Origin of the sequence: Maribacter polysiphoniae, assembly GCF_003148665.1 — a bacterium.
Classification (GTDB): Bacteria; Bacteroidota; Bacteroidia; order Flavobacteriales; family Flavobacteriaceae; genus Maribacter_A; species Maribacter_A polysiphoniae.
This window is the reverse complement of record NZ_QGGQ01000002.1, coordinates 653877-667572: the sequence shown is the minus strand read 5'-3', so window position 1 is coordinate 667572 and position 13696 is coordinate 653877. Positions and strand designations below refer to the sequence as shown.

Genomic DNA, 13696 nt, shown 5'->3' with positions numbered 1-13696 from the left:
TAATTGTTCACTGCCCACTGATTACTGTCCACCGCCCTCTGTTCACTGCTAATTGTAAACTGTTCATTGTTCATTGTTCACTGATTACTGCCCACTGATTACTGCTAATTGTTCACTGTTAATTGTTCACTGCCCACTGATTACTGTCCACTGCCCTCTGTTCACTGCTAATTGTAAACTGTTCATTGTTCACTGTTCATTGTTCACTGTTCACTGATTATTGCCCTCTGCCTACTGATCATTGTCCACTGCCAACCGTTACCCGAACTCCCTCGGAATGACTTGAAAACTCAGGTGCATACATGCTTTGGATCGTTGTGATTCCGTTACTGAATTCCCCAGCGTTGTTTAACCTGAGGTCGTATTCGAAAACATATACCCCTTTGGGTAAATAATCGAAAAAGAAGTTGGTACTGGCATCTTTTGTGCTTTCATAATACCCTAAACCATCCTGCCATTTGTAAGCTGAAATTACATTCACAGGCTCGAAACCGGCGGCACGCATATCCTTCATATGAACGAATTCCATATCTCGGTCAGAACGAAGTTCGATTCGTGCGCGGACCAGGTCACCCACTTTCAAAGGAGTGCTTTTGGTGATTTCCGAAATTTCCTCTCCCGTGTCGGTATTCCTTTTTAAGAACAACTTTTTCTTGAGTTGTAAGGGTGTTTCAACGGAAGTTATTTTGTCCAAGTCCTCGAAATATTGCCAGTAAAGGGCGCCCCAAGCAATACCATCGCCTTTTTTGGTAAGCTGTACTTCGCCCATTTCGGATTGGATTTCATTGGTGTTCCATGATGTTTTAAAATACCCCGTACCGGCTTCTACTGAAACGTCTTCAATTATGGAAGGATCGATCTTTTTGCCGCCTACCAGAACATCTACGGTTTCGGTAACCGAAAGCCAATCGCCGCCTTGCAGCAATAGTGCATACACGGCATCACTTGTGGCTTTGGTCGTTTTCCATTGATTGGTCTGTTTGTTCTTTAATAACCAAACCTTAAGATTGTCGACCACAGTGGTGTCATTTTCGATCTCCGAAAAGGCCTCGATCAAGAGGGACTGTGTTTCGATAGGTGCTTGGTACCAGTACCATGAAGCCGTATTTTCCTTCCAATACATACCGAGTTCCTCCGAAACGATGCTGTTCTCTTTTAAAGACCTTAGGATTTTTTTGGAAGTGGAGGGGTCGCCGGCTCTATTTAGGGTCAGGGCCAACATTCCTTTCGCATAGAGACCTTTCTTTGTCCAATACTTTTTGGCTTGGCCTAGGTAATAATCGATAATCCCATCTACCTTTTTGGAAGTCTTAATGTGGCTAAAGAAACTTCGCATATACAAATAATGGATTTGCGTCTGGCTTAAATGGTCATCCTTGAGGTTGGTTGCATATTTTTTCATGTGTTCGTACTCTGTTACAAACGCATCATCCAAATAGTGGACTGCCTTGGCGATCATTTCATCTTGTTTGGCTTCTTCTTGGGGTGCGACGGAAAGTTTTTTCAAGTGACCCAGTCCGGTAATTATATGTTGGGTGATAAAGCGGTTTTCACGCCCACCATTGAACCATGGCCAGGCCCCATTGGACATTTGGTTTTGTTGGAGTTTGTTCAGGGCATTGGCCTGTTCGTTCTTCATTTTGTTGAGATCGAACAATAGGGCAATGCGTTTTTTCTGTTCCGTTTCCGATTGGGCATCCCTTAGCCATGGGGTTTCTTGAATCAACAGCGATTTTAGCTCTTGGTTCTTTTCAAGGTTGCTGATCAGGGCATCGGAATTGGCCCATTGGTCGAACACTTCCCTAATTCTTTTGTTGGAATTTGCAATGTGGCTTGCCAAACTGTTCGCGTAGTATCGGGCAAAGGTCTGCTCGTTACAGTCGTACGGGTACTCCATAAGATAGGGGAGCGCCTGTACGGCATACCATGCTGGGTTGGAAGTCACCTCAAGGGTGAGTTTGTGGTTTTTTAGGGTGGTTGAGGTATGGTCCCTTAACTTTTCCAATACAAAGGTTTTGGTCTGGTTGCTGCGCACCCATAGCGGTAGGGTCTCGGTTACTAGCATGCGGTTGGTCAATACAGGAAGTAGGCCTTGTTCGCCATCGCTAAAATCCCCTGCTTTGGCTATTACGGTATATTGGACCGCCTGTAGGTTTTCAGGTATTTTCAATTGCCATGACACCTGGGTGTTTCCTAAGGAATCCACCGTAAACGCATATTCGTTCTTTGCATTTAAAAGTCGATCGGAAATATCCTTCCCCGAAATACCATCGACAAGAACCAATTTGGCTTGTCCCGATAATTTCTTGTCGGTTAGGTTCGCAATTTTACTGCTTATGGTAATCTTATCGCCTTCCCTCAGAAAGCGAGGTGCGTTGGGCATGACCATCAACTCTTTTTGGGTAACGGTCTGAAGGGTCCTTACTGAACTCTGCAAAGATTTGGTATGAGCCAATAATTGCAATTTCCATTTGGTAAGGGCTTCGGGCGTGGTGAAGTTAAAAGAAACATTACCTTCTTTATCGGTGCGTAGTTCAGGAAAGAAAAAGGCTGTTTCCTGAAGGTTTTTTCGGATTTGTACGGCTTCCGGGTCGTTTTTTGAATTGGGTTGTGCCTGTGCGGGACTTGGGGTCACCTTATCCATTTCATCCGCTTGGGGAGCTTGGGCCGATAATTCGGCAACTCCTTCGAATTCGGAATCCTCTGCCATTATACCTAAGGGAGCTTCCTGGCTCTTCGTCATTTTTCTTGATAAGAAGTTACGGGCGTAATTGTTGTATCCAAATTGTAACCCAAACCAGTTAAAAGAGTCGTATCCTTGGTGAGGATAGCTATGGTGGGGGGTGTCAAGATAGGTGCGGAATGAGTTTGTTCCATAACTTGTACGGGCGTTGGCATAGAGGGAAGCGTAATACGAACGGCGAGCAAGCGGATTAAAATTCCATGAATGATATCGAAAAACATCCAAGGAGGCGTCGTACATGCTGGCCAAAAGTTCTGCCGATGTTTTTTCGCCTTGAGGCCCTTTTATTTTAAATGACCAGGTTTCATCGGTTCCCGGTTGCAATTTGTCCCTAAAAGTGGTGGTTTCAATTTGAAGTTGGTTTTCAGGGTAAGGTACGATTACCGAAATATTGCCCGATTGAAATGAATTATAGGCAGAATACATATAGTTGATGGCGAAGCCGCCCAAATCATCTTTGGTCACGGGTATGGTAATTGACTTTGAGTTTTTGCCCAAATGTACTTTGTGGGTGTCGACAACCTTTCTCCCTTTTTCAACGAATACCGTTACGGTCAGGTCTTCTGAATTGGAGTAAAGCGTCACTTTTACGTTGTCTCCAATGCTATAGCGTTCTTTGTCCGTTTTGATATTGAACAAGCGGTTGTCCGCCAGTTGTTTGTCGTTTTCGCCAATAAGCGTTGTTATTGTCTTTTCTTGAACAGGCTGGCCGAATTTATCCTTGGTTTCGAGTTCTATGATATATTTTCCCGATGTATAGTTTTTAAGGTTTTTGATACTGAACTGTGTGGATTTCTCAGTATCAAAATCGGTTTGCCAGACCAGCTTGCCTTTGTTCCAGTTTACGGCTTTGTCCTCTTTGTCGTAAGCCTCATGCGGAAACAAGGTACGGTATTCTTCCTTGCTCCAGTTTTTATAGTCTGGCGCTGGCCATGGCCTGTCTCGCAAAACTTGCTTGGGAGCCTGTAGTTTGTACATTTTCAATGTTCCTTTTGAAGGAACGGGCTGTCCGTTTAGATTTGTGGTCGAAATGTGTATTCGATCTTCGTTTTTGATCTTGTCCCATTGCTCCGGTGCGTTGATATGGGCAACAACCGAATGGTAACCTACAGATACAAAGGTGGTGGTGCTATGGGTCTCTCCGTTGATGTCGGTAACGTCGGCCGTAATTTCATAATTGAAGGTGGGCAGGTTTTCTTTGGATACACTATTGTCCGGAATGGCTTTAAAGGTGATGTCGTAGTTGCCCGAAGCATCCGTAACTGTTTCGCCATGGGCTATTTCCTGGGGAGTATTGTTGTACGAGGGCATGTGCCAATAGAACCAACGAGGAAAATATACGGCTCGTTTTACGCGGTAGCTCACTTTGGCATTGGTAATTTTGCTTCCGGCATACGCCGTAGCGACACCGGTTACGGTAATACTATCGTTTACCTTGTAGCTTTCAGCGACCGGATTGAACGAGGTTTCGAATTTAGGGCGCTTGTATTCCTCTACGGAGAAATATTGGGTGTACCGGGCCGTTTTTGAGAAGGTATTGGCTTCGATATGGAATTCCCCGGTAAGGCCTGAGCTCGGTAATATGAATTCCCCATTAAAAGAACCGAATTCGTTCGTGGTGAACTCAAGGTCCGATATTTTTTGGCCATTCACGTCAAGGAGACCTACAATTACGGTTTCGTTGGCTACAACCTCTGATTTTTCCTCAAAAGTTTCCATAAGGATCCCTTTAAAGTAGACCGGTTGCCCCGGTCTGTAGATGCTTCGGTCGGTAAACAGAAAGATGCGGTTCTGAACATTGTTGATTCTGTGTTCTACTTGTTTATGGTTTACATAATATTCCCCAAAGAAGGCGGTTTCCCCATTATAGTTCACTTTTATATTTACATCGTTCCAGTTTTCATCGGTTAGGGGTATGGTTACAAATCCCGTTTCATCGGTGTGCTCTGTCCTGGTGCGATAGGGTTTGTTGTAATTTCTAAGATAGGTAAACGTCAATTTTGCGTTTGAAATCGGTTTACCCGTAGTTCTGTCAATTACTTGGTAGCGCTGTTCCGAGTTGCTTCTGATTTCTGTCAAGGCCATATTGGTCACTTGAACTTGACTGAAGGCAAAATTTTTGTCGCTTTTCTTTTCTGGGGAAGCTAAGATGATGTATTGTCCGTTTTCCAACGGAGGAAGCAACACCTCTATGCTGTGCTGTTGGTAGTCTTTTTCATTTTTCAACGGAGCCGACCAGGTTTTTGCCGGTTTCAGTTTTTGAATAAAGTCGAATTGCTTTTTTTGCGGATAAAGATTGTTTAGTTCCTTGATCTGGTCGTTGTTGACCACATAGGCGGTCAGTTGTAATTCCGTTAGGTTTTTATAGTTTACCAATAGTTTTGAAGGCAGGTTCACCGGAATATGGCTTTCCGTTATAATGGAAAGGCTTGGGGCTAGAATCTGTAACCGTAGTGCCTTACATTTTTCGGCTCCCATACTTTTGGGAAACTCGGCTATAACCTTATCACATAAGCTCAGTGCTTCTTTCTGTTTCCAACGGTTTTCCTTGTTGGTGTTAGACTGATAAGCTTGCCCCTGAATGTTGTACAGTTTGGCCAGTTCATAGTTGTAAAGCGCGGAAAGCTTATGGTGCTTTAGGTGTTCGGCAGAATTTTGCAAGGTTTCCTCGTAATACGTTTCCTTATTAGGGAAAGTGGCGTTCTGGTACACGAAATCCATGCGATCGATATCGGCCATGACCAAAGCTTCTAACCGTGGTTTGTCAAAATGGAACCGTGTCAACTCCTGATATACATTGAGTGCCTTGACCTGTAAAGAGGTTTCGTCGGTCGTGATCAGGTGGTGATTAATGAATTGATAGGCCTCACATAGGGTTTCCGGATCGTTGATTTCGAATTTGTCGGCGGGGCGCGTTATATGGTTTTCATCACTTTTGTAAAACTGAAGCGCCGTATGGGCGAGCAAATCGTAAAGGGTAGGGCGGAAGGTCTCCGAACCTTCTTGTTTGTTCAGGATTTCCGTAAAGGAACCGACCTTGATTTGTTGCAGTGTTTTAGGATCTGCCAATGCGTTTTCAAAATGGATATTGATTTCCTCAAAGAGGGTTGTCAGGTCCCAAGTCCTGAAGTCGACCGAATCAATCTTTGTCTCGGTTTTGGTTCTGTTGTAAAATTGGTGGCGGTTTTGTTGAAAGTATTTCCAATATAGATTGGCCAAATAACCCTCCAATATATTTTTGGTTGGCGATTTCGCTTGGGCGATTTCTGCCTTAAAGTCATTGATGACCTGTAGTTGTGCATCCTCTTCCACGGTCATGGCATATTTAGAGCGATAAAGAAGCGACTTGACGATTTGAGTGGAATTATGTTCTTTTTTTGCCTTCTTCGATATCTTTTGTACCACTCCTAGGGCAGACTTGGTCAAGGCTTCCTTTTCAAATTGGGCTACATTCTTCCATAGCACCTCATACGATTCATCGTTTTTTTGGGAATGTGACATTTGGGAAAACAGGATTACGGTTAGTATTACAATGAGATGCTTCATAGTCATAAAATTAGTAAACAAAGATGTGCAAAACCTATGCCAACGACAATAATGAATGAGTGATTGGGTTTTTTGAATGAGTCAAAGGTTGCCATAACAAAGTAATGTATATTCCTTAAGCTGTTTTTCAACACAGCAACCCACTGGTTACAAAAACATACAGGTCAAAGTGACTTTAGTAATCCACCGTCTATTGGGATTTGGGTGCCGGTAATATAGGCGGCGTTGTCAGAGGCTAGAAAGGTGACCAGATATCCGTATTCCTTGGGGTCCCCGATTCTCCTCACCGGTACTTTGGCTTCCATATCGGCGAGAATGTCATCCTCCGAAATACCTAGCTGTTCCGCTTTTTTTGCGTTTAGTTGTTCAATTCGTTCCGTATTGAAATATCCGGTAAGAATACTGTTCACCGTAATTTGGAACGGACCTACATCGTTGGCCAATGACTTGCCCCAGGTAACTACAGCGGCCCTTATGGTATTTGAAAGAGCCAAATAGGACAATGGTTCCTTTACGGATACCGAAGCTACGTTTATAATCCGGCCCCATGTATTGGCCTTCATGTGTTTTAAGGCAAGTTCGGTGGTGTAGACTACTGTTTTAAATAGTAGATCGAAGGCCTCTTGATAATCGGAAATATCCTTTTCTAGGGCACCTCCGGCCTCAGGACCTTGGGTGTTGTTGATCAGGATATCCACATGATTGTTTTCGAAAAAGGAATAAATCGTTTTGCTATAGCTTTGAAAGTCTGTAAAATCAACCACGAGATACCCATGGTTTTGACCTTGGTCGGTAGGCAGGTCGGCTATTATTTTTTGAAGTTTTTCCTCACTGCGAGACATTAGGGTAACACTGGCCCCACTTTCGGCCAGTTGTTCGGCAATAGCCTTTCCAATGCCTCGACTGCTACCACCAATCAATGCGTTTTTACCTTTGAGTGAAATGTTCATATCGCTTTATTTGTATTCTTCTCTTGTTGGACTAAATACATCCATTAGTTTACAGGGTGTAAGGGCTTTGCCACTATGTGGAACATTCGAGGCAATTAGGACCACATCCCCTGGGCCATATACCTTGGTGTTACCGTTCAAGGTAAATTCAAATTCACCTTCCATTACATGCATGATCTGCTCGTTCATATGGGAATGTTCGGGAACTTCAGCATCTTTTTCAACTTCCCAAAAGGCCATGGTCATATTTTTGGAATGTATCAGTTTACCGTGGTAGCCCGGCATAATTTCTTTGGAAGGAATATCGGATAGGTTCATAGTGTATGTATTGGCTAACGAAGATATAAAGAATAGCGGCAGAAAAGAAAAAACCCCAAACCATAAGTTTGGTTTGGGGCAAAGTCCGGGGTAGATATAATTCTTTATTGATTGTTCAATTCTTGGTTAGGGTCACTCCCATTTTACAACGATGAGCTCACATCTTCTGTTCCACTCATGGTCTTCCTCGGTACAACTCTCTACGGTCTCACATTCGACAATGGGTTGTGATTCGCCATAACCTTTGGCAATGACCCGTTCTGGGGAAATACCGTTTTTGACCATAAATTCCTTGGCCGAATCGGCACGTTTTTGGGAGAGGTTACGGTTGTATTCCGCATTGCCACGAATATCGGTATGGGTGCCGATTTCGATGACCATACCGGGGTTTTGTTTCATGATGTCAATGACCTTGGCCAACCGTTCACGGGCTTCCCGTCTTAAATACCATAGACTATAATCAAAATGGATTTCCTCGGTTTTAATGATGATGAGATCTTTTTCTTTGACAATGGCATCTTCCTTTGCAATGATCGCATCGATTTTTGTGAGGCGCTCCCGTTTTTCTTTTTCTTGTTCGGCCTTTTGTTGGTGGGCTATTTCCTGCTCTTTTTGAAGGCGTTCCAATGCTGCGATTTTTGCCTGTTCTTTTTGTCTTTTAATCTCGGCCAAGGCTGCTTTTTCCGCAGCTTCTTTCTTGGCTAATAGCGCTTTTGTTTTTTGGGCTTCCCGTTCCTCAATGGAGTATAGCGTAAGGGAACCGTCTTTTACGTCATTTCTTTCGATGTCTGCAACGATGTTTCTTGAATTGTCTTCATACCCATCTTTGTGAGCCTTTATACGATATTCGCTGGAGCAGGAGATCTGAAACTTAAATGAAGCATCCTTTGAGGTTGTGATCTTTTCGATACGGTTTCCGTTCGCATCAACAAGCTCAATATTGGCATCGGGTAAAGGTAGTTTGGTGGTTTTGTCCGTTAGGACTCCGGCAATAAACTGTTTACAATCTTCTATGACCAGTGGTTTTGTTTCTGCGAAGGAATAGATGTCGTCGCTCCCTTTTCCTCCGGGTCGGTTTGAAGAAAAGTAGCCTGTGATCGAATCGGGATCCAAAGACAGGGAGAAATCGTCATAACCACTATTCACGGGGAGTCCGAGATTGTCTGGTTTTGTAAAATTTCCATTTTCCTTTTTCGAAACAAAAACATCCAATAGTCCGAAACCGGGATGCCCATTAGAGGCAAAATAGAGGTTGCCTTCTTTGTCCACAAACGGAAACTGCTCTTTCTTATCGGTATTGATTTCCTTTCCTAAATTGATCGGATTGCCAAAGAAACCATCCTTTTGGATGTTTACCACATAGAGGTCGAACGATCCGAAACCACCTTCACGGTCCGATGAAAAATAGAGTTTGGTTTCATCCGGGCTCAAAGCAGGGTGTTCCGTAGAAAAATCATCGCTGTTGAAGGGGAGGGCTATGATATTTTTCCAAGCACCATCAATATATTCGGCACGGTAGATCTTTAGGTTGCTGATTTTGTCGTCCTCGGTCTTTTTTTTGCTGTTTCTGGTGAAATAAATTGTTTTTCTATCCTTGGTGATGGCAAAGGTGCCTTCGTGCATTTTAGAATTGATGTTGTTGCTTAACGAAGTGCTCAAACTATCTCCCAGGTTGATTTTGTCGATGGGATGGGAATAGATATCGAGGTAGTTTTCGTTGTTCCATCGGTATAGCTTAGGTAAGGCAAGGGCATGTTTCCGCGAAGCACTATATACCAAATTGGAATCTATCCGCGCCGCACCGAATTCAGAGGTAGCCGTGTTGATGTTCAGGTTTTCAATTTTAAAGCGATCTCCAATGGCACGTACATTTTCAATGTAGGTGAAATCTTTTGTAAGCTGTGATACCTTATCGTCCTGGTCTTGTTCGGAATAGAAATCGATAAGTGCTTTTTGGGCATTTTCGTATTCGCCTATGGCTTTTAAGGATTGGTTGAGTTTAAAACGATAGTCCTCGTCAACGCTTTCACCATAATTGGAAACCAGATACCCGTACCAACGGGCGGCGGCCTTCATATTGAAGGTATGATAATAACAATCGGCCAGGTTCTTTATAAGTTTTGAGCTCTTATTGCGGGGTAGCAGTTGCTCATAAAGGGGGATGGCATCACTATAGTAAGCGCGTTCAAAATAGGTGTCTGCCCGTTTGAGTTCTTGTTGGCCAAAGGTTTGAACCATAAGACCCAGCGTAAACAGTATGAATAGTATTTTTTTCATGTTTAGTAGAATCTTGGTGATTTGTCGTATCCTTTGCCTAGGCCCAGTACATCGAGATTAAAAAGAATGAATATTTCGTGGGAGCCGGAGCTATAGGTACTTAGGTTTGATAAGGTATAATCATATGCATAGCCAATGCGCAGGGCCGGTGTGGCCGCAATATTGAACATGGCACTTACCGAATCCTCCAAACGATACGATAATCCACCCTCAAAGCGATTTAGAAAGAGGGCGTTAAGTGATACATCGAAAGTCAATGGGGCGCCCTGAACCATTTTTGCCAGTACCGAAGGTTTTAATTTAAGGTCTGGGTTCAATTCGTAAACATAACCGGAGGTCATAAAAAGATGTATTTTTTCAGAACCGATGCGATTGATGCCGTCTTTGTTTTCCAGATGTTTTGATGTCAATAAGTTGGGAGCGGAAATCCCGGCATAAAAATGCTGCCGATGGTAAAAGGCACCTACACCTACATTCGGAAAAGTGTTGTTCAGGTTTTCGTTAAAAGCAGGGTCGTCCTGAAATTCGGGAAGCATAAAGCCGTTAAAATTGGTCTCGAAAGTGGTAATGCCTCCTTTTAGTCCTAAGGACAGGTTACTCTTTTCATCCAACTTCAGGATATAGGCAAAATCAGCATAGATGTTGTTTTCCTTGAGCGCACCATCGCCAATATCGTCGGTTATGAATGAGAGTCCCATCTCCACTTTATCGCTCATGGGGGCATGTGCGAAAAAGGTAAACGTTTTTGGACTGCCCACAGCATTTTTCCATTGTGAGCGATAGAGTGCCCCAAAATTAAGCATACCCGGTTCATTGGTGGTGTAGGCGGGGTTTACAACGCTCATGTTATACATGTACTGTGTATATTGAGGGTCTTGTTGCCCATGGGCCGCAGCACACACCAGCATCAGGAAAATAAAATATTGTTTTATTTCTTTCATGGTTTAGCGGTTGAGGTATAATCTGCCCTGTACGGGGTTATGACCTTCTTTGTTATAATCAATAATGTAGAAGTACACGCCGTTTGGGGCTGTGCTGTTTCCGTTTTTACCATTCCAGGCAGGATTATTCCGGTCTCCCTTGAATAAGGTCGCGCCATAGCGATTTATGATCTCAAGGGTAAATTCAGGAAATATGACTTCGATGTTTGGTATAAAAAAAGTATCGTTTCTGCCATCGCCGTTCGGGGAGAATCCGTCAGGGATGAAAAATCCATAATCTTCCGGGTTACAGTTGGTAAGGTCAACAGTTATGGCTATACGATCTGGGTTCATACAGCCCGTATCGGGGTTGTAGCTTTCCGCATAATAGACGGTTCCGGTAATCAATAATTCACTTTCATCCAAGGGAGTGCCGTTTTCGGCCGTGTCGTACCAAAGCACATCATAGGCATTATTGCTTTCGGCATCCCGTAAGTTTTCTATGGTAGGATTATCCAATCCACAAAGGGCCAGTGTAGAGAATTCCAATGAAGCCGGTTCCAATGCATATACCGTAGGGATAATTTCGATACGCCCGGAACTTTGGCATTGTCCGTTGATTTCCGTTGCGGCATAATAACTCTTCCCGTCTATTAGGGATGTATTGTCTTCTAGGGCGGTTCCGTCAGAAGCTGATTCATACCACACTATTTCACCATTACTGGTTAGGCTGGTGTTCAAATCGGTTACCGTTGGATTCTCCGAACCACAAAAGGTAGGGTTCGCATTGAGTAGTGTGGGCTTTTCAGGGTCAGAAAGGGTAATTGTAACCTGGATTCTATCGGAACCTTCGCAATTGTTGTTGGGGTCTATGTTCGATATAAAATAGTCCTCACCATCTACGAGTTCGGTATCCAATGGCAGTATATCCATGTCCGTTGCGGTTTCATAGAATAAGATTTCACCGTTGGCGCTTACTACGATATCCTGCAAGGTGGGTGATTCGGGTGTGAAGGCTGCTAGGCAAAACGTTTGTTGGGCTTCGGCTTCGGGCATTGCAGGAATACCTTCGACAGCAAAATTCTCGCTTACCTCAAAATCAAATTCGGTTCTACAGGGAGTGGTGTCGTTTTGGGAGCTTTTTACCGTGACTGTGTAATTGCCCTGTTCCAGGGTAGCAACATCTATTTCGTAGTCAGCGGTACCCCCGTTAAAGTTGATCGAGTTGTTTATAAGTACGGCATTGGTTTCCTGTGAAACTACCTCATATGTGACCATATATGTGCCATCAGCTAATGTTGGGGCGCTGACCACTACATCTATACTGGTGGCGTCGCAAGAGTTGTCGACCAAGAGATTCAAATCAATGGCTTCGGGTATGGGGGTGATCATTGCCGTATCCGTTAGTTCACAATCCAAGGGAAAACCGTTATCTACTTCAAAACTAAAAGTATGCTCTCCTGTTTCTGAAATTTGGGAAGCAGGTATGGTGAAATTTGCATTTCCTGAATTGAATGATACGGCACTGGCTTGATATGTGGTTTTGGTACCACTTGGTGGGGTTATCGAATAAGCTACATCGTAAGTGCCATTGGCAGGATTTAAAGAGGGGTCAAAAATAGTACTTAAGGATACGGAAAGATCTTCATTTTCACAGGTATCGGTTACAGTTGCTTTAGGGTCACTCACCAAAAGTGAAATGGGGGTGACTTCAATATCCGCACATACCTCATCGCCCAATGTGGTAATGCTCAAAGTGGTGTTTTCATTCACTGTGATGAGGTTCGCATCTATTTCAAAAAAGCCCGTTTTATCATTTAAAAGCACAAGTTCGCTATCTCCGGTTGCGGTGTTACTGGCCGAGGTAAGGGCATATGAGATATTGTACGTGCCATCGGAAATCAAGGTGTCGTCATAATCGCTGATATCGATTTGATATTTGGTAGCCCCCGAACAATAGTTCGATGCGTTCATCGTACCGCGAAATGTGGGTAGGATGATTATTTCTACTTGGCTCCTATGAATATCACAAACGGCGTGTGATGGGTATACGGTATACGTAAACGTATAGGATCCAAAGGTGTGGCGGTCCCTAATAGCTTGTATATCTATAAGGTGGTCGGTAAGGTCCGATAATTGGTCAGTATTGGGTCCTTCTGACCAAGTACCGTTGATGTCCTCATCAGCCAATAGATCATTTAAATCGTAATCGGTGTAGCCCGATAGGTCGTCTGTTGTACAGACAGTAAGATTGGAACCTATACCCGAATGGGCAGGTCTTTGCACTTCAAGAAGCAGTCGGGCCTCTCTACTGGGACAAGAACCCACAGCAGGTACGGTATGTGTAAATTCGTATATACCCGGTCCTGCCGATTCGGCATCGAAAAAATTCAGGGACAAGTAAGGGGCCGCTTCCGGTGTGACAGCGGCCCAGGAGCCATTGAAGTCTTGGAATTTACCTTCCGTTTCATCACCTATGTAGCTATGTAGGTTTACTCTGGGATCGTCACCGCAGGCATCAGCGGAACCATCAATGTTATCTTCCCCAGGGTAGCCACCCAGGTTGATGGTCACAGTGGCCGATTCATTCACGCCACCACAAGTATTGGTGTAGGTAAACTCATGCAGTCCTGAATTTTTAACTTCCCAAAGGTTTACAATGCCATTAACGCGGTCAAGGGCATAAAAATTGGCTGGGTCGTTGGTTGACCAGGTACCACCAGGGGTAGGCGCACCACCGAGTTGGGTGAAAAGGTCAAAGGTTTTATTGGCATCATCGGCGTCTTTTGCGCAAATGATAACGGTCTTATCGGTACCTGCACATTGTGCCATTGTGTTTACGGAGAAAAGAACAAGGCAAAAAGACAGGGCCAATTGCATAATGGTTCTTATATAATTTCGGTCGGTCATTTTATTATATTACTGGAAAGATGCATATTGTC

The 13696-nt window shown here is 43.8% G+C and carries 6 protein-coding genes; all 6 read right to left on the bottom strand.

Annotated elements, in window-relative coordinates:
• Window positions 1-238 precede the first annotated feature (238 nt).
• A complete protein-coding gene (locus LX92_RS07215; RefSeq protein WP_109649591.1) occupies window positions 239-6289 on the bottom strand; it encodes an alpha-2-macroglobulin family protein in 6051 nt (2016 codons plus the stop codon).
• Between the two features lie 164 nt (window positions 6290-6453).
• Window positions 6454-7239 (bottom strand): SDR family oxidoreductase, encoded by a 786-nt coding sequence (locus LX92_RS07210; protein ID WP_109649590.1) that lies wholly within the window; start codon window positions 7237-7239, stop codon window positions 6454-6456.
• A 6-nt stretch (window positions 7240-7245) separates the two neighbouring features.
• Entirely contained in the window at window positions 7246-7557 is a 312-nt protein-coding gene (locus LX92_RS07205; protein ID WP_109649589.1) for a cupin domain-containing protein, read from the bottom strand.
• A 132-nt stretch (window positions 7558-7689) separates the two neighbouring features.
• Window positions 7690-9834 carry an OmpA family protein gene (locus LX92_RS07200; RefSeq protein WP_109649588.1) on the bottom strand — a complete coding sequence of 715 codons (2145 nt, stop codon included), beginning with the start codon at window positions 9832-9834 and terminating at the stop codon, window positions 7690-7692.
• Window positions 9835-9836: 2 nt separating this feature from the next.
• Window positions 9837-10775, bottom strand: a complete 939-nt coding sequence (locus LX92_RS07195) for a PorP/SprF family type IX secretion system membrane protein (RefSeq protein WP_109649587.1) — start codon at window positions 10773-10775, stop codon at window positions 9837-9839.
• 3 nt (window positions 10776-10778) lie between these two features.
• Window positions 10779-13664 carry a gliding motility-associated C-terminal domain-containing protein gene (locus LX92_RS07190; RefSeq protein WP_109649586.1) on the bottom strand — a complete coding sequence of 962 codons (2886 nt, stop codon included), beginning with the start codon at window positions 13662-13664 and terminating at the stop codon, window positions 10779-10781.
• Between the last annotated feature and the right edge of the window lie 32 nt (window positions 13665-13696).

What these genes read in the sequence shown, in the direction of transcription:
- LX92_RS07210 (WP_109649590.1), bottom strand. Translation starts at nt 7,239, where the DNA reads ATGAACATTTCACTCAAAGGTAAAAACGCATTGATTGGTGGTAGCAGT.
- LX92_RS07215 (WP_109649591.1), bottom strand. Translation starts at nt 6,289, where the DNA reads ATGAAGCATCTCATTGTAATACTAACCGTAATCCTGTTTTCCCAAATG.
- LX92_RS07190 (WP_109649586.1), bottom strand. Translation starts at nt 13,664, where the DNA reads ATGACCGACCGAAATTATATAAGAACCATTATGCAATTGGCCCTGTCT.
- LX92_RS07205 (WP_109649589.1), bottom strand. Translation starts at nt 7,557, where the DNA reads ATGAACCTATCCGATATTCCTTCCAAAGAAATTATGCCGGGCTACCAC.
- LX92_RS07195 (WP_109649587.1), bottom strand. Translation starts at nt 10,775, where the DNA reads ATGAAAGAAATAAAACAATATTTTATTTTCCTGATGCTGGTGTGTGCT.
- LX92_RS07200 (WP_109649588.1), bottom strand. Translation starts at nt 9,834, where the DNA reads ATGAAAAAAATACTATTCATACTGTTTACGCTGGGTCTTATGGTTCAA.